Origin of the sequence: Spirillospora sp. NBC_01491 (genome assembly GCF_036227065.1) — a bacterium.
Lineage (GTDB): Bacteria > Actinomycetota > Actinomycetes > Streptosporangiales > Streptosporangiaceae > Spirillospora > Spirillospora xylanilytica.
On sequence record NZ_CP109432.1, the window covers coordinates 2,048,905 to 2,064,888 of the forward strand.

Annotated in this window: 14 protein-coding genes; 10 read left to right on the forward strand and 4 right to left on the reverse strand. The window is 75.3% G+C overall.

The window, feature by feature from the left end; translation table 11 throughout:
- Positions 1–7: 7 nt before the first annotated feature.
- The 6 genes from OHA34_RS09785 (at position 8) to OHA34_RS09810 (ending at position 6,457) form a co-directional block, all read left to right on the forward strand.
- Positions 8–1,309, forward strand: a complete 1,302-nt coding sequence (locus tag OHA34_RS09785) for a TRAFAC clade GTPase domain-containing protein (RefSeq protein ID WP_285940782.1) — start codon at positions 8–10, stop codon at positions 1,307–1,309.
- Between the two features lie 4 nt (positions 1,310–1,313).
- Entirely contained in the window at positions 1,314–2,462 is a 1,149-nt protein-coding gene (locus OHA34_RS09790) for a GAP1-N2 domain-containing protein (protein ID WP_329521413.1), read from the forward strand.
- A 3-nt stretch (positions 2,463–2,465) separates the two neighbouring features.
- Entirely contained in the window at positions 2,466–4,238 is a 1,773-nt protein-coding gene (locus OHA34_RS09795) for a TRAFAC clade GTPase domain-containing protein (protein WP_329521414.1), read from the forward strand.
- Positions 4,239–4,351: 113 nt separating this feature from the next.
- Positions 4,352–4,963 carry a malonic semialdehyde reductase gene (locus tag OHA34_RS09800; protein ID WP_285940785.1) on the forward strand — a complete coding sequence of 204 codons (612 nt, stop codon included), beginning with the start codon at positions 4,352–4,354 and terminating at the stop codon, positions 4,961–4,963.
- Positions 4,964–5,052: 89 nt separating this feature from the next.
- The gene (locus tag OHA34_RS09805; RefSeq protein WP_329521415.1) at positions 5,053–6,288 is read left to right on the forward strand and encodes a multidrug effflux MFS transporter; all 1,236 of its coding nucleotides are present in this window, start codon (positions 5,053–5,055) and stop codon (positions 6,286–6,288) included.
- 16 nt (positions 6,289–6,304) lie between these two features.
- Entirely contained in the window at positions 6,305–6,457 is a 153-nt protein-coding gene (locus OHA34_RS09810) for a hypothetical protein (RefSeq protein ID WP_329521416.1), read from the forward strand.
- A gap of 12 nt (positions 6,458–6,469) precedes the next feature.
- Here OHA34_RS09810 and OHA34_RS09815 read toward each other — a convergent pair whose 3' ends face one another.
- Positions 6,470–7,075: a TetR/AcrR family transcriptional regulator gene (locus OHA34_RS09815; RefSeq protein WP_329521417.1), complete on the reverse strand. Its 606-nt coding sequence runs from the start codon at positions 7,073–7,075 to the stop codon at positions 6,470–6,472.
- Positions 7,076–7,159: 84 nt separating this feature from the next.
- On the opposite strand from OHA34_RS09815, the gene OHA34_RS09820 reads away from it, so the two are divergent.
- Entirely contained in the window at positions 7,160–8,140 is a 981-nt protein-coding gene (locus OHA34_RS09820) for a phosphotriesterase family protein (RefSeq protein WP_285940789.1), read from the forward strand.
- Between the two features lie 101 nt (positions 8,141–8,241).
- Positions 8,242–9,360 carry a S1C family serine protease gene (locus OHA34_RS09825; protein WP_285940790.1) on the forward strand — a complete coding sequence of 373 codons (1,119 nt, stop codon included), beginning with the start codon at positions 8,242–8,244 and terminating at the stop codon, positions 9,358–9,360.
- A 37-nt stretch (positions 9,361–9,397) separates the two neighbouring features.
- On the opposite strand, the gene OHA34_RS09830 is transcribed toward OHA34_RS09825, so the two are convergent.
- The 3 genes from OHA34_RS09830 to OHA34_RS09840 are packed head-to-tail and all read right to left on the reverse strand — an operon-like array spanning position 9,398 to position 12,401.
- Positions 9,398–10,636 (reverse strand): cytochrome P450, encoded by a 1,239-nt coding sequence (locus OHA34_RS09830; protein ID WP_285940791.1) that lies wholly within the window; start codon positions 10,634–10,636, stop codon positions 9,398–9,400.
- Complete coding sequence (locus tag OHA34_RS09835) at positions 10,633–11,598, reverse strand: phosphotriesterase family protein (protein ID WP_329521418.1); 966 nt, start codon at positions 11,596–11,598, stop codon at positions 10,633–10,635. Before OHA34_RS09835 ends, OHA34_RS09830 begins: the two co-directional genes overlap by 4 nt.
- Complete coding sequence (locus OHA34_RS09840; protein WP_285940792.1) at positions 11,595–12,401, reverse strand: phytanoyl-CoA dioxygenase family protein; 807 nt, start codon at positions 12,399–12,401, stop codon at positions 11,595–11,597. Before OHA34_RS09840 ends, OHA34_RS09835 begins: the two co-directional genes overlap by 4 nt.
- A 59-nt stretch (positions 12,402–12,460) precedes the next feature.
- Between OHA34_RS09840 and OHA34_RS09845 the strand changes: the two genes are divergently transcribed.
- A complete protein-coding gene (locus tag OHA34_RS09845) occupies positions 12,461–13,372 on the forward strand; it encodes a TIGR03621 family F420-dependent LLM class oxidoreductase (protein WP_329521419.1) in 912 nt (303 codons plus the stop codon).
- 189 nt (positions 13,373–13,561) lie between these two features.
- Positions 13,562–15,928 carry a LuxR C-terminal-related transcriptional regulator gene (locus OHA34_RS09850; RefSeq protein ID WP_329521420.1) on the forward strand — a complete coding sequence of 789 codons (2,367 nt, stop codon included), beginning with the start codon at positions 13,562–13,564 and terminating at the stop codon, positions 15,926–15,928.
- Positions 15,929–15,984 lie beyond the last annotated feature (56 nt).

Sequence of the window (15,984 nt, forward strand, 5' to 3'; positions counted from 1 at the left end):
GGAAGCCGTGTCCCTAGCCTCCCGGGTGGGCCTGCCGGGCACCCCCGCCCGGCAGGACGTCACCTGCCCGTACTGCTTCGCCGCGCTCGCCCCGCAGCGGATCCTGTTCCGGTGCCGCGGGCAGGCGGGACGGCGGCGCGGCTGCGCGCCGGTGCTGGACGAGGCGTACGCCGAGTACACCGGGTCCACGGCGGGCGCGTCCCTCCCCCCGGTCTTCGCCGCCCCCGGCCGGGTGCCGGGCCGCATCCCGGGACGGGGCGCCGGACGGGGCGCGGGGCGGGGTCCCGCCGGGCGCGGCGGGCGCGCGGAGTGCCCCGGCTGCGGCCAGCCGACCGGCAGCCGGGCGTGCCCCGAGTGCCACAGCCCGCTCCCGTCCGCGTACTGCGACTCCCCCGGCCGGATCGTCGCGCTCGTCGGTGCCAAGAACGCGGGGAAGAGCACCTACATCGCGGTGCTGCTGCACGAGCTGATGAACCGGGTCGGCACCGAGCTGGACGCGTCGCTGGTCGCCTGCGACGACCGCACGATCGAGCGCTACAAGCGCGACTTCGCCCGGCCCCTGCTGGAGGAGCACCGGCTGCTGCCGACGACCGCGAGCGCCGCGACCGGCCCGCGCGAGCCGCTGGTCTACCTGCTGACCCGCACGCTGCGGTCCCGGTTCGCCCGCGACCGCACCGACTCGCTCGCGCTGGTGCTGTTCGACACGGCGGGCGAGGACCTGCGCAGCCGCGAGGCGCGCGACCTGCACCTGCGCTACCTGGAGGCGGCCGACGCGATCATCTTCCTGGTCGACCCGCTGGAGCTGCCCGGCGCCCGCACCGCCGTGCTGGACGCGGTGCCGGGGCTCCCGCCCGTCCCCGGCGACGATCCGGACAGCGAGCCGGTCGACGTCATCGCCCGGGTCACCGAGGCGCTGCGGCAGCGGCACGGCACCCGTCCGGGCGAGCGGCTGCCGGTGCCGGCCGCGGTCGCGCTCACCAAGATCGACGCGCTGCGCCCGGCGCCGCTGCGTCAGTCGGCGCTGCACCGGTCCCGCGGCGGGAGCGGCGTGCTCGACCTGGACGACCGCGACGCGGTGAACGAGCAGGTCCGCGCGCTGCTGCACGAGTGGCAGGCCGGGCGGCTCGAGGTGTACCTGGAGCAGCAGTACGCCGACTTCGCGCTGTTCGGGCTGTCGGCGCTCGGCGGCGTCCCCGAGGACGGGCGGGTCGGCGCCGGCGGCGTCCGGCCGCACCGCGCCGAGGATCCGCTGCTGTGGCTGCTGTACCGCTTCGGCATGCTCGGCGGCGTCCGCACCGGAGGGTCCTGAGCCCGTGGCCTGGCAGCTCCACTACACCTCGGCGCGGCGCGGCCCCACCGGCCGGGCCGGATTCCAGTTCGTCGCGCAGACGCCGGGCCTGCCGGACGGGGCGCGGGCCGCGGTGACGCCGCACCTGTCGTACCGTCCGCCGCCGGACGCGCCGCCGGCCCCCGGCGACGCCGAGATCGACCGGTTCCCGGTGGCGCTGCTGTACGACCGGGTGGGCGGGCGGCCCCTGCTGCTGCGCTGCCGCTACCTCGGCCGCGACTACTCGGGCCGGTTCGGCAACTTCCTCGGCCACGCGGTCGTGGCCGAGCCGGACGAGCTGGAGGGGCTGCGCCCGGCCGAGCTGTGGCGCTCGCCGCTGTGGGCCGACCTGCCGGCGCCGGACGCCGACCTCCCGGAGATCGAGGAGCTGACGCCGGACGCGGCGCTGGCGCCCGAGGCGCTGGCCGGGTGGCTGGCGGCGTCCGGCGCGTCCGGCCACGCCATGCTCGCCCGCCTGGTCGGCGCGGTCGCCGGGGTGCTCGGCCGGGGGCACGGCCGGGTGGTGCTGGTGTCGGCCGACGGCGAGCTGATCGCCCGCTGGATCGCGGTGGTGTCGTACTCGCTGCCGGTCGCGGTGGCGGCCCGGCTGTCGTTCCTCACCTACAGCGCCGACCCGGACGGCGCGGCGCAGCGGCTGGTGGGCACCACCCCCGATGTGTGGGCGGCCGGACGGCACCACGCCACCGGCGCGTTCCTGGTCGACTCGCTGACCGCCCCGGACGGCGGCACCCCCCGGCGGTTCGCACGGACGGTCGCGGACTGCTGGCGCGACCGCGACTTCGCCGGGCTCGACGCACTCGGCGAACTTGCGCTGCTCAGCGCCTCCCGCCCCGGCGGAGGCCCTGATGGAGGCCCTGATGGAGAAGGGCTCGATCTCGGCGGGCTCGACCGGGCGGCGGCGCTGCTGGCGCTGTGCCGTGGCGGCGCCCCGCTGACAACAACCGAGGAGGACGCGGTGGCCGGGCTGCTGGCCGGGCACGGCGCCGCGATCCCCGGGTGGGTGTGGCGCGACCTCGTGCGGGGCGCCCCGCCCGCGGGCGCCGCCCCGGCGCTGCGCGCGGCCCTGGGCGCCCTGATCGCCGAGGCCCGGGACGAGCCCGGGCGGGGGAGGTGACCGGTGCATCCCGTCGTGGCCGCCGTCCTGATCGCCGTGTGGCTCGGCACCATGTGGCTCGGGTTCGCGGTGGTGTTCCCGGTGCTGTTCCCGGCCACGCTGGTCGTCGCGGGCGTCGCCGCGCTCGGCCTGTACTACCTGCACGCCTGCCGCACCCTGGCCCCGTCCACCCTCGCGGGGCCCTCGCCGGTCGACCCGCCCGAGGTGGCCTACCGGCACTACCTGCTCACCCAGGTCTGGCGGGACTGGTGGACGATCACCCGCACGGTGGTGCCGCGGGTCTGGCGCACCGCGCACGAGATCGTGGTCACGCTGACCCGGACGCTGCTCGGCGGCCTCTGGGGGTTCTTCGCCTTCCCGGTGTGGCTGGCGCTGTGCGCCGGGATCGCCGCCGCGGCACTGCCCGCGGCCGTGCTCGGCGGCGCGCTGACCGTCCTGTACGGGCTGGTCGCCGCGGTCGGGCTGGCCGCGTGGCTGGCGTGCGTGCTGGTGCTGGCCGCCGTCGAGCGGGTCTTCATGGCGTACGGGCGGATCCTCCAGACCTGCCCGCACCCGTTCTGCTACGAGCGGATCGGACTGCCGGTGTACGAGTGCCCCGGATGCGGCGCCCGGCACGCGCGGCTGTCCCCCGGCCCGGCCGGCGCGTTCCGGCACGTGTGCCGTTGCGGGGCGCGGCTGCCGACGACGGTGCCGCTCGGCCGGTTCCGGCTGGCCGCGTACTGCCCGCACTGCGGCGGGCGGCTGCCCGAGCGGATCGGGCGGGTCCGGGTCGAGCCGCTGCCGTTCGTGGGCGGCCCGGCGGCGGGCAAGACCACCTTCATGGTGCTCGGCATCCGGGCGCTGCACTCCCGCGCACGGGCGGTGGGCGGCCGGCTGGCGTTCGTCGAGCGGCGGCACGCGCAGGCGTACGCGGGCGCGATCCGCGAGTTCCAGCGCGGCGGGCGGCCCGCCAAGACCGGGCCGGAACTGCCGCTGGCCACCATGGTCGACGTCGACCTGCCCGGGCGGGCCCGGCGGATCCTCTACCTGTTCGACCCGGCGGGCGAGCACTACACGGGCGCGACCGAGGTGGAGTCGCTGCGCTACCTCGACCACGGGGAGGCGCTGGTGTTCGTCCTCGACCCGTTCGCGCTGCCGCAGGTGCGGCGGGCGCTCACCGCCGAGGAGCGGCGGCTCGTCGACCAGGCCGCGGTGTCGTCGGAGGAGGACCCGGCCGACACCCTCCAGCGGGTGCTGAACGAGTTGCGCTCCCGCGCCGACCGGGGACGGCAGAAGCGGATCGCGGTGGTCGTCACCAAGACCGACCTGCTGGAGCGCACCGGGATCGGGCGGTGCCTCGCCACCGACGGCGGCCTGCGCGGCTGGCTCGACCGGGTCGGGCTCGGCAACACCGTCCGCACCCTGGACCAGGTCGCCGTCCAGGTGCGGTACTTCGGCTCGGGCCTGGCCACCGAGCCCGCCGAGGTCGCCGGCCTGCTCGGCTGGGTGTCGGGCCTGGCCGGGAACGCCGACGGGCCCGCCGCGCCGCCCGGCACCGCCGAGCCGCCGGACGGCACGCCGTCCGGCGCGCCGCCGGGCATCGGGCCGTCCGACGGGCCGGATGTTCCGGGCACCGCACCGCTCCGCGCGCCCTGGCCGGTGCGGGGCCGCGACTCCGAGCGCGTCCCGGCCGGCTACCAGGTGGGGCGCTGGGCGGTGCTCGCCGGGCTCTCGGCGGTCACCGTCGCGACCCTGACCGGCGCGCTCGCCGCCGCCGCCGGACGGCTCCCGTACTGACCTGCGGATACTGTGACATATAGCACTTCCTGACGAGGCAGATAACGGACCGTCATCTCGTTGCAGCCCTGGGGACCGGTCAGCGGTCCCGTTCCCGAGCGAGAGGCGACGAGATGACCGCGACGGCACCCGAGGACGTGCTCGCGCTGGACCCGGCGACCCAGGACCTGCTGTTCCGCGAGGCGCGCACCGCCAACGCCTTCACCGACGAGCCGGTCTCCGACGCGCAGGTCCGCGCGATCCACGAGCTGGTCAAGTGGGGCCCGACCGCGATGAACACCCAGCCGCTGCGGCTGCTCGCGGTGCGCAGCCCCGAGGCGCGCGAACGGCTCGTCCCGCTGATGAACGAGGGCAACCGGGCCAAGACCGCGACCGCCCCGCTGGTGCTCGTCGTCACCGCCGACTCCGGCTTCCACGAGCACCTGCCGACGGTCTTCCCGCACAAGCCGGACGCCCGCGAGCAGATGGCCGCCAACCCCGGCCGCGCCGCGATGGCCCGCTTCAACGCCTCCATCCAGCTCGGCTACCTCATCGTCGGGATCCGCGCCGCCGGGCTGGCCGCCGGGCCGATGTCCGGGTTCGACGCCGAAGGGATCAAGAAGGAGTTCCTGCCGGACGGCGGCCAGGACGTCGTGGCCGTGGTGAACATCGGCAGGCCCGGCCCGGACGCCTGGCTCCCGCGCAACCCCCGCCTGGACTACGACCAGGTCGTCACCACCATCTGAGCTGTCCGTCCGGCCCGCCCGGAGACGAGCAGCGCACCGCCGCACGGCCCCCTCGCGGCGGTGCGCTTCGCCACGTACGGAGACCCCCCATGCCCCAGCCGGCCCCGCCTCCCGATCCCGCACCGGGCGCCGTGCCCGGCCGGCGGCTCTGGATGATCCTCATCCTGGGCTCGCTGACCGCCATCGCGCCCCTGTCGATCGACATGTACCTGCCGGCGCTGCCCTCGCTCACCACCGACCTGTCGACCGGCGCGGTGCAGGCCCAGCTCACGCTGACCGCCTGCGTGATCGGCCTCGCCGTCGGGCAGGCCGTCGCGGGCCCGCTGAGCGACGCGTTCGGCCGCCGCCGACCGCTGCTGATCGGGCTGGCCGCCTACTGCGCGGTGTCGCTGCTGTGCGTCGCGGCGCCCACCGTGGAGGCGCTCATCGCGCTGCGGCTGGTGCAGGGCGCCGCGGGCGCCGCCGGGATCGTGATCGCCCGCGCCATCGTCCGGGACCTGTACGACGGGGTCGCGGCGGCCAAGTTCTTCTCCACCCTGATGCTGGTGAACGGGCTGGCACCGATCCTCGCGCCGGTGTTCGGCGGGCAGCTCCTGCGCCTCATGCCGTGGCCGGGGGTCTTCGCCGTGCTGTCCGGCATCGGCGTGGCGCTGCTGCTCGCCGCGCTGCTCGGGCTGCGCGAGACGCTGCCGCCCGAACGGCGCGAGACCGGCGGGGCCCGCGCGACGGCGGCGACGTTCCGCGCGCTGCTCGCCGACCGGGCCTTCGTCGGCTACGCGGGGGCCCTCGGGCTGTCGTTCGCCGCGCTGTTCACCTACGTCTCCGGGTCGCCGTTCGTGCTCCAGGACCTGTACGGCCTGTCGCCGCAGGAGTTCAGCCTGGTGTTCGGCGTCAACTCGATCGGGATCGTGGCCGCCGGGCAGGTCAGCGGGCGGCTGGCGGGCCGGGTCCCGCTGCGCCGGCTGCTCGGCGCCGGGCTCGCGATCGTCACCGCCGGCGGCGTCGGGCTGCTGGTCGCGGTGCTCACCGGGGCCGGGGCGCCCGGGGTGCTGCCCGCGCTGTTCCTCGTCGTGGCCGGGCAGGGCCTGGTGATGCCGAACGCGACGGCGCTCGCCCTGTCGGGACGCCCGCCCCGGGTGGCCGGCAGCGCGTCGGCGCTGCTCGGCCTGACCCAGTTCGCGCTGGGCGGCGCGGTGGGCCCGCTGGCCGGGATCGGCGGATCGGGCACGGCGCTGCCGATGGCGCTGACCATCGCCGTGTTCGCGGTGCTCGCCACGGCCAGCACCGCGTTCGCCGCGCGGCAGAGGGTTGTGCCCGCGAACTGACGGACCGTACGGTCTGATGGTGATCATCAGAATCGGGATGGCCCCCGCGGCGTCCGGCCCCGGGCGGCGGTCGGACGGCCGGCCGGCCGCGTTCTGCACCCCGGCCGAGGCCGAGCGGGGCCGCGCGATGGTCCGCGACGCCGCCCTGTCCGTGCAGACCCGCCGCTGAGCGGCCCGCGTGCTACGGCTTCAGGGCCGCCAGGACGAACTCCGAGACCTCGGCGGCGAGGGCCTCGGCGGTCGCCCGGCCGTCCGGCCGGTACCAGCGGGGCATCTGGTCGACCATGCCGAGCGCGACGATCGTGGCGGTCTCGGCGGTGGCCGCCGCGGAGAACACCCCGCGCGCCTGCCCGTCCTCGATCAGGCCGCGGAACAGCACGTGGTAGCGGCGCCAGTCGGCCCGGACGGCGTGCATCCGCCGCTGGTCGAGGCGGTGCATCTCGCGGGTGAACACCTTGGCCTCGTCGATGTGCCCGGCGGTGGTGAGGATCAGCCCGGCCAGCACCGCCCGCACGGTCTCGGCCGGCGGCAGTCCCTCGGCGAGGACGCGGTCGAGGTCGGCGAGCCGCCGGGCGATCAGCGGACGGTAGATCTCGTAGAGGAGATCGTCCTTGGAGCCGAAGTAGTGGTACAGCGCGCCCTTGGTGACCCGCGCCGCCTCCACCACGCCCTGCACCGAGGTGCCGTCGAAGCCGCGCTCGGCGAACAGCCGCACCGCCGCGTCCAGGATGCGCCGCTCGACCGGGCTCTGCCGGACCCGCCGCCCGGCCCCCTCGACGTCGGTCATTCCCCGTCCCTTCCCCCTTGACGCCCGCGTCCCGGGATCAAGCTTGCCAGAGACCGACCAGCCGGTATGTGCGGAGGAGTTCCGATGACCACAGTGGAGACCGTTCGCGGCCCCGTCGACGTCAGCGCCCTCGGGCGGACGTTCATGCACGAGCACGTGTTCGTCCTCAGCCCCGAGAACGTCGACAACTACGGGGCCGGCGCCTGGTGGGACGAGGACGAGCGGGTCGCCGACGCCGTCCGCCAGCTCCGCGACCTCGCCGGCCGGGGCATCTCCACCATCGTCGACCCGACGGTGTGGGGACTCGGCCGCTACATCCCGCGGATCGCGCGGATCGCCGAGCTGGTCCCCGAGCTCAACATCATCGTCGCGACCGGCATCTACACCTACCACGACGTGCCGCTCCAGTTCCTGCACCGCGGCCCCGGCACCCTGCTGGGCGGCCCGGAGCCGATGGTCGACGACTTCGTCCGCGACCTCACCGAGGGCATCGCCGACACCGGCGTCAAGGCCGCCCTCCTCAAGTGCGCCGTGGACGCGCCCGGCCTCGTCCCGGGGGTCGAGCGGATCCTGCGGGCGGTCGCCGCCGCGCACCGCGCGACCGGCGCGCCGATCACCGTGCACACCGAGGCGTCCACGCAGACCGGGCGGCCCGTCCTGGACGTGCTCGCGGCCGAGGGCGCCGACCTGTCCCGGGTCGTGATCGGGCACGCCGGCGACAGCAACGACCTCGACTACCTGATGGGGCTCGCCGACACCGGCGCGATCCTCGGCATGGACCGGTTCGGCCTCGACGTGCTCAACCCGACCGCCGACCGGGTCGGCACCGTCGCCGCGCTCTGCGAGCGCGGCTACGCCGACCGGATGGTGCTCAGCCACGACGCGAGCTGCCACATCGACTGGTTCGGGCCCGATCCGGCCACGCTGGCCGCCATGGCGCCGCACTGGAACTACCGGCACATCAGCGAGGACGTCCTGCCCGCCCTGCGCGAGCGGGGCGTCACCGACGGGCAGCTCGACCAGATGCTGGTCGAGAATCCGGGACGCTACTTCGGCCCCGCTTGATCGCCCCCGCCGCACCAGAGCGTATGGCTTCAAAGAAGCGTTCATGGTGTAGTAGCGCCTTATTCCGGGCACCGCCAGGGTAGGGCGGAGGAGGAACGAGCGTGGACCGATTCCCCGAGGAAGGGCGCCGTTCCGGCCCGGCCTTCGGCTTGGCCATCCTGACCTGCCTCGCCGTGGCGCTCGGCCTCCTGCTCGTGCCGCCGCTGCTGGAGGGGGAGCCGGACGAGGTGCGGCAGGCGGCCCCGGAGAGCGCGGCGCCGACCCGTCCGCAGAAACCGAGCGGGCGCAGGCCGGGCGTGGTCAACCTCGAGGCCGAGCAGAGCTACCGCAGCACGCTGGCCGCGGGCACCGGCATCGTGATCGACCCCACCGGGCTGGTCCTGACCAACAACCATGTCATCCAGGGCGCGACGACCCTGCGCGGCACCGACACCGACAACAGGCGCGCCTATCCCGCGCGGGTGCTCGGCTACGACCGGTCCGGCGACGTCGCGCTGATCAGGCTGGAGGGCGCGGCCCGCCTCAAGACCGCCCGGTTCGGCGCCCCCGAGCCGGTCATCGGCGACATCGTCACCGGCGTCGGCAACGCGGGCGGCAAGGGCGGCACCCCGGCGGCCGTCACGGGCAAAGTGACCTCCCTCGGCCAGTCGATCGTCGCCACCGACGAGGTCAACGGCAGCTCCGAGCGGCTCACCGGCCTCATCGAGACCGACGCCGCGATCAGGCCCGGCGACTCCGGCGGCCCGCTGCTCAACACCTCCGGCCAGGTCATCGGCATGAACACCGCCGCGTCGGCCGGCGTCCAGGTGAAGCGGCGGGGCGACCCGCAGAGCTCCCCCCACCGCGGCTACGCCATCCCGGCGGCGCGGGCCCTCGCGATCGCCCGCCAGATCCAGCGCGGCGAGGCGTCCGCGACCGTCCACATCGGCCGCACCGCGATGCTCGGCGTCGAGGTCCGCACCGCCGTGGCCCCGTCCGGCGCCCGCACGAACGGCGCGTCCGTCTCGGGCCTCCTGCCCGGCACCCCCGCCGAGCCGGCGGGCCTGCGCGTCGGCACGACCATCGTCTCGCTGGACGATCAGCCCGTCGACTCCCCCGCCCGCCTCACCGAACTGCTCCTGGCCCGCCACCCGGGCGACACCGTCCGGGTCGGCTGGACCGGCCGGGACGGCCTGCGCCGCACGACCCCCGTCGTCCTCGCCGACGGCCCGCCCCAGTAGCCCTCACGACGCCTCGCCCAGCAGCAGGAATTCGACGTTAGGGGGTGGGCCATTCGACCGGGAGGGTGGTGAGGCCGCGGCCCACGAGGCTCTTGCGGTAGGTGGTCTCGGTGCCGGGGACCAGGCGGAGGGCGGGGAGGCGGGCGGTGAGGCGCTCGAAGGCGATCTCCAGCTTGAGCCGGCTGAGGGCGGCGCCGACGCAGTGGTGGACGCCGTAGCCGAAGACCATGTGGTCGCGGGCGTTCGGGCGGCGGACGTCGAAGCGCTCGGGATCGGGGAAGACCGTCTCGTCGTGCCCGGCGGAATCGGCGTGCAGGAGGACCTGGACGCCGGCGGGGATGGTGACTCCGTGCAGGGCGACGTCGGCGGTGGTGGTGCGGAAGCTGCCCAGGCTGGCGCCGTCGATGCGGAGGGTCTCCTCGATCATCCCGGGGACGAGGGCGGGATCGGCGACGATCTCCTCCCAGCCGCCGGGCTCGCGGAGCAGGCGGTGGACGGCGTTGGACAGCCCGTTCGGGACGGTGTCGTTGCCGCCGAGCAGGAGGGCGCTGATGGTCTCGACGACCTCGCGGTGCGACAGCCCGTCCGGGCCGGTGCCGATCAGCTCGGCCATCAGGGAGACGAAGTCGCCGCGGGGCGCGGCGCGCCGCTCGGTGACCAGGCGGTCGACGTAGTCGAGGTACTTCAGGAAGTCCTGGGCCAGCTCGCGCTGGCGGTCCGGTGGCTGCGGCGACAGGAAGAGCTGGAACCACGCCAGCACCCAGTGCTTGACGCGCTCCTCGTCCTCGGGCGGGACGCCGATGAAGGCGGCGGCGAGGCGGGCCGAGGGCAGGTGGGCGATCTCGGCGACGAAGTCGGCGCGGCCGGCCGGGAGCACGCCGTCCAGGACGGCGTCCATGTGGCCGCGGAACCGGTCGCCGAGGCCGGCGACCGCGCGCGGGGTGAACGCGCGGGAGATCGCGCGGCGCATCCTGGTGTGCTTGGGCGGGTCGACGTTGGCCGCGAAGTCGTCCAGGAACGAGCGGTGCTCGCCGAGGGTGTCCTTGACCTCGGGGGTGAGGGTGCGGGAGATCGTGAGCGACCCGATGCTGGAGAACGTGGCGTGGTCGCGGTAGGCGGCGCGGACGTCGTCGTGGCGGGTCAGCACGCGCATGCCGAGGTGGTCGCTCCAGAAGACCGGTGCCCCGTGCCGGAGGCGGCGCAGGAACGGGTAGGGGTTCGCCACGTGCCAGTCGGAGGTGACGTCGAAGTCCGTCGCGGTCTCTGGGGTGGTCACGTGCGGCCTCCGGTGAGGATGCGGCCGGGGTTGCCGATCAGCATCCGGTCGATCTGGTCCTGGGTGACGCCGGCGGCGCGCAGCGCGGGCAGGACGTCCCGGGAGATGTGCAGCAGGTGGTAGTTCGGGTGCCGCTCCCCGACCACGGCGGGATCGAAGCGGTCGTTGAAGCAGTACGAGTCGTGCGACAGCACCATGCGGTCGGCGTGGCCGCGCTTGCACAGCGCGGCGACGGTGGCGACGCGGTCCTCGAAGGAGGTGAACTCGATGCCGAACCGGTCCATCCCGAGGTAGGACCCGTTGGCGAGCAGCTCCTCCAGGTAGGCCAGGTCGGTGGAGTCGCCCGCGTGGCCGATGACGACGCGGGAGAGGTCGACGCCCTCGCGCGCGAGGAGGCGCTGCTGGTCCAGGCCGTTGCGGGTGGACGACTCGCTGTGCGTGGTGATCGGCACGCCGGTCTCGCGGTGCGCGCGGGCAACCGCGCGGATCACCCGCTCGACGCCGGGGGTGATGCCCTGGCGGCCGGTGGCGCATTTGAGCATGCCCGCCTTGACGCCGGTGCGGCCGATGCCCTCGGTGATGTCGCGGACGAAGAACTCGGCGAGCCGGTCGGGCCCGCCGAACAGGCTGCCGGGGCCGCGGTTGCCGAAGTAGGCGGGCAGCGCGTCGTAGGTGTAGAGCCCGGTGGAGGCGACGATGGCGAGATCGGTGAGCTCGGCGACGCGCTGGACGGCGGGGACGTAGCGGCCGAGGCCGATGACGGTGAGGTCGACGATCGTGTCGACCCCGGCGGCCTTGAGCGCGTTCAGCTTGCCGGCCGCCTCGGCCGCGCGCCGCTCCAGGTCCCAGCCCTCGGGGATGTCGGGCCAGTTCCACAGGATCTCCGGGCTGAGGCCGAAGACGTGCTCGTGCATCAGCGTGACGCCGGGCCCCTCCACCGGCCCGCCGACGGTCTCGATCACGACGCCACCACCGGGAAGCGCGGGTGCTCGAACGGTTCGTTCACGGTGAGCCCGAGGCCGTCGGTCTGGCCGTACGGGGCGCCGGTGTAGAGGGCGGCGGCGTCGAAGTAGGTCGCGGTGAACGACAGCCTCGGCAGGTCGCGGCGGTTGGCCGGGGCGCCGTGCACCACCAGGCTGTGGTGGACGGTCGCGTCGCCCGCGGCCAGGTCGAACGGCGCGGAGAGCTCCAGGGTCTCCAGCCACGGATGCTGGCTGAGCGCGTCGTCGTCCTCCCGGACGAAGCTGCGGCCGAGCGGCCCGTACCGGTGCGAGCCCTCGTAGAAGCGGAGCCCGCCCATGTCGGCGGGGACGTCGCCCAGGGCCAGCCAGACGGTCAGCATCGACGATCGGTCCATCGGCATCCACGGGAAGTCCTGGTGGAACACCGTGGCGCCGTGCCCGCCGGCGGCGGCGGGCTCCTTGACCAGCAGGTTGGTGACCTGGAGCCGGACGGCGTCGACGCCGGTGAGCAGGCGGCGGACGTTGCGGGCCAGCGGCGGCGACAGCGCGAGCGCGGCGAACGCCTCGTCGTGCCGGGCGATGTCGCGGTCCTGCCCGAACGCCTCGTCGACGAAGCCGTTCCGGAACCGCTCGCGCCGTTCTCCGAGCCGGTCCAGGGCGCGGTCCCTCAGGTCGGCGACGTAGCCCGCGCCGACCAGCCCCGGCAGCCTGGCCCAGCCCCGCGCGCGGAAGCGGTCGATCTCGTCGTCGGTCACGTCGCGTACGGGGGCCCTGTCAGGCGGGCCGAGCGCCGAATCACCCATGGCCGTGACGGTAACGCCGGGGCGATTGACGAGCAAGCGCTTGGTATACACTGCCCCGCATGCGACCGTTCCGCTTCGCCGCGGTGATCCGGATGGCGGGCTCGGCCCGGGAGTGGGCCGAGCGGGCGCGCCGCCTGGAGGACTCCGGCTTCGGCGCGCTGCTCGTCCCCGACCACCTGACCGGCCCGCGCTTCGCGCCGGTCGCGGCGATGACCGCGGCGGCCTGCGCCACCTCCCGGCTGAAGATCGGCACGCTGGTCCTCGCCAACGACTACCGGCACCCCGCCGTCCTCGCCAAGGAGGCCGCGACCGTGGACGTGCTGTCGGACGGGCGGCTGGAGTTCGGCCTCGGCACCGGCTGGATGGCCGCCGACTACGACGCCGCCGGCCTGCGCCTCGACCCGCCGGGCGCGCGGATCGACCGGCTCGCCGAGGCGATCGAGGTCATCAAGAGCCTGTGGCGGGGCGGTCCGGTCACCCACGCGGGCGAGCACTACCACCTCGACGGCCTGGAGCAGCTCCCCCTCCCCGTCCAGCGCCCAGGGCCGCCGCTGATGCTGGGCGCAGGCGGCGCGCGGATGCTGCGGCTGGCCGCGCGCGAGGCCGACATCGTCAACCTGACCATGCGGGTGCGGGCGGACGGGTCGGGCCCCGATACCGCCGACGGCGGCCCCGGCGCGTTCCGCCGCAAGGTCGGCATCGTCCGGGACGCGGCCGGCGACCGGTTCGGCTCCCTCGAGCTCGGCACCTCGATCCTGCGGCTCGGGCCGGGCGGCGCGACCGCCGCGTGGAGCGCCGCCGACCCGGCCGCGCAGGCCGACACCCCGCAGGTCCTCACCGGCGGGCCCGGCGAGATCGCCGACCGGCTGCGCGGCTGGCGGGACGAGCTCGGGCTGTCCTACTACGTGCTGCACCACGAGACGGACCTGGAGGCGTTCACCCCGGTCGTGGCGGCCCTCGCCGGCACCTGATCCGGACCGCCCGGAACCGCGTCCAGAACCGCATCCGAACCCCGTCCGAGCCTCCTCCCGGCACCCACCGGACCGGACCGGTGACCGGAACCTGACAGCCGCGCGAAAGTTGATCGTGATCGGCCCTGCCGCCGTGCCGCGCGGGGTTAGGCTGCGGGCGTCCAAATAAAGATCTTCCCAGGGCGGCCCATGTCCGACCGTGCGGCGCGTCCCCGGCCGGCCGCGCTCCCCGCCGAGGTGAGCCGGTTCGTCGGCCGGCGGCGCGAGCTGATGGTGATCGAGGAGGCGCTCGGCCGCTCGCGGCTGGTGACGCTGGTCGGCGTCGGCGGGGTCGGCAAGACCCGGCTCGCGCTGCGCGCCGCCACCCGGATGCGCGACACCTTCGCCGACGGGGCGCTGTTCGTCGAGCTGTCGGCGCTGCGCAAGCCCGAGCTGCTCGCCCGCACCGTCGCCGCGGCGCTGCGGCTGCCGGATCAGACCGCCGGCGATCCGCTGGACCTGCTGGCCGGACGGCTCGCCGACCGGCACCTGCTGCTGGTGCTCGACACGTGCGAGCACCTGGTGGACGCCTGCGCGCCGCTGGTCGGGGAGCTGCTGCACGCGGCGCCGCGGCTGTGCGTGCTGGCGACCAGCCGGGAGCCGCTCGACGTCACCGGCGAGCACACCCTGCTCGTCCCGCCGCTCGACACCGTCCAGCGCACCACCGCCGGACGGCCGGGCGCCGGACGCGCGGGCGAGGAGCGCAGCGGGACCGACGCCGACTGCGAATCGGTCCGGCTGTTCGCCGACCGCGCCGAGGCCATGGTCCCCGGCTTCGCGCTGACGTCGGACAACAGGGAGGCGGTGGCCCGGCTGTGCAGCAGGCTGGAGGGCCTGCCGCTGGCGATCGAGCTGGCCGCGGTGCGGCTGCGGGTGATGTCGGTGGAGCAGATCGACGCGCGGCTCGGCGACCGGTTCCGGCTCCTCGGCACCAGCCGGGCGGGACGCGACCGGCACCAGACGCTGCGCGCCGCCGTGGGCTGGAGCCACGAGCTGTGCACCCCCGCCGAGCGGGCGCTGTGGGCGCGGCTGTCGGTGTTCCCCGGCGACTTCGACCTCAAGGCCGCCGAGCACGTCTGCGCCGGCGGCGACCTGCCCGCCGCCGACCTGTTCGACGTGCTCGGCCGGCTCGTCGAGAAGTCGATCGTCCTGTGCGAGGACGGCGGGCGCCGCTACCGGATGCTCGACACGATCCGCGACTACGGCGCCGAGCACCTCGACGGCCTGGGCGAGCGCGACGCCCTGCGGCTGCGCCACCGCGACCACTACTTCGCGCTGGCGCGGCGGGCGATGACGGCGGCGGCGGGCGCCCGGCAGATCCCGGAGCTGCGGCGGCTGCGGGCCGAGAACGCCAACCTGCGGGTCGCCCTCGACCACGCCCTGTCCACGCCGGGGTCGGAACCGGACGCGCTGCGGCTCCTGGCCGGCCTGCAAACCTACTGGCTGGCGCTCGGCCTGTTCGGCGAGGCCAGGCACTGGTACGACCGGGCGCTCGCCGCCTGCCCGCCCCCCATGGCCGAACGCGGCTGGCCGTGCCACGCCGACGCCCTGTTCGCCGTCCTCCAGGGCGACCTCGCCACGGCCCGGCCGCTCCTGGACGAGGCGCAGCACCTCGCCGCCGGGGACCCCGAGCTCGAAGCCCACGTCCTGGAGACCCGCGCCCGGCTCGCCCTGTACGCCGACGACCTGCGGGAGGCCATCGCCCTCCACGAGCGGGCCCGCGCGATCTTCAACGGGATCGGCTACCGCGACCCGTACGCGATGGGCAACCACATGCTGCTCGCGTCCGCCCACCTGTTCGCGGGCGACATCGACCGCGCGCTGGCGTCCGCCGAGGAGGGGCTGGCGCTGTCCCGGGAGCGCGGCGACCAGTGGAGCCTGTCGTTCACCCTGTACGTCCGGGGCGGCGCTCACTGGATGCGCGGCGACATCGAGCGGGCGCACCGCGACGCGCTCGACGCGCTGAGCGTCAAGGAGGCGTTCGGCGACCTGTTCGGCATCACGATCAGCGTCGACCTGCTCAGCGCGTGCGCGATGTCGCGCGGCGACTTCGACCGGGCCGGCCTGCTGGTCGGGGCCGCCGGGGCGCTGTGGGAGACCCTGGGCGCCCCGATCCAGCTCGGCCCCCGGTACCTGGCCATCCGGGAGGGCGTCGAGAAGGGATGCCGCCAGGGCCTGGCCCCCGAGCGGTACGAGGAGGTCAGGGCGCGCGGCCGGGACCTCCCGGTCGAGCGGGTCATCGCGCTGGCCCGCGGCACCGGGCCGGTCGCGGGCCCGGACGGCGCGGACGGCGCGGACCGCGACGCCCGCGGGGACGGCGCGCAGAGCACGCTGACCAGGCGCGAGGCCGAGGTCGCCGGGCTGGTGGCGGAGGGGCTGCCGAACCGGGAGATCGCCGAGCGGCTCGGCATCGCCAAGCGGACCGCGGACTCGCACGTCGAGCACATCCTGGCCAAGCTCGGCTTCGCCTCCCGCATCCAGATCGCCGTCTGGGCCGAGCGTCGCGGCAAAGACTGACCCGCTGCGAGCACACGCCGCAACAAAGCCACTCCGGAGCGTACGATTCAGAGAAT

Bases quoted from the DNA above. Each gene is read 5' to 3' on its own strand.
- OHA34_RS09800 (WP_285940785.1), top strand. From the start codon at position 4,352: ATGACCGCGACGGCACCCGAGGACGTGCTCGCGCTGGACCCGGCGACC.
- OHA34_RS09805 (WP_329521415.1), top strand. From the start codon at position 5,053: ATGCCCCAGCCGGCCCCGCCTCCCGATCCCGCACCGGGCGCCGTGCCC.
- OHA34_RS09810 (WP_329521416.1), top strand. From the start codon at position 6,305: ATGGTGATCATCAGAATCGGGATGGCCCCCGCGGCGTCCGGCCCCGGG.
- OHA34_RS09815 (WP_329521417.1), bottom strand. From the start codon at position 7,075: ATGACCGACGTCGAGGGGGCCGGGCGGCGGGTCCGGCAGAGCCCGGTC.
- OHA34_RS09820 (WP_285940789.1), top strand. From the start codon at position 7,160: ATGACCACAGTGGAGACCGTTCGCGGCCCCGTCGACGTCAGCGCCCTC.
- OHA34_RS09840 (WP_285940792.1), bottom strand. From the start codon at position 12,401: ATGGGTGATTCGGCGCTCGGCCCGCCTGACAGGGCCCCCGTACGCGAC.
- OHA34_RS09845 (WP_329521419.1), top strand. From the start codon at position 12,461: ATGCGACCGTTCCGCTTCGCCGCGGTGATCCGGATGGCGGGCTCGGCC.
- OHA34_RS09850 (WP_329521420.1), top strand. From the start codon at position 13,562: ATGTCCGACCGTGCGGCGCGTCCCCGGCCGGCCGCGCTCCCCGCCGAG.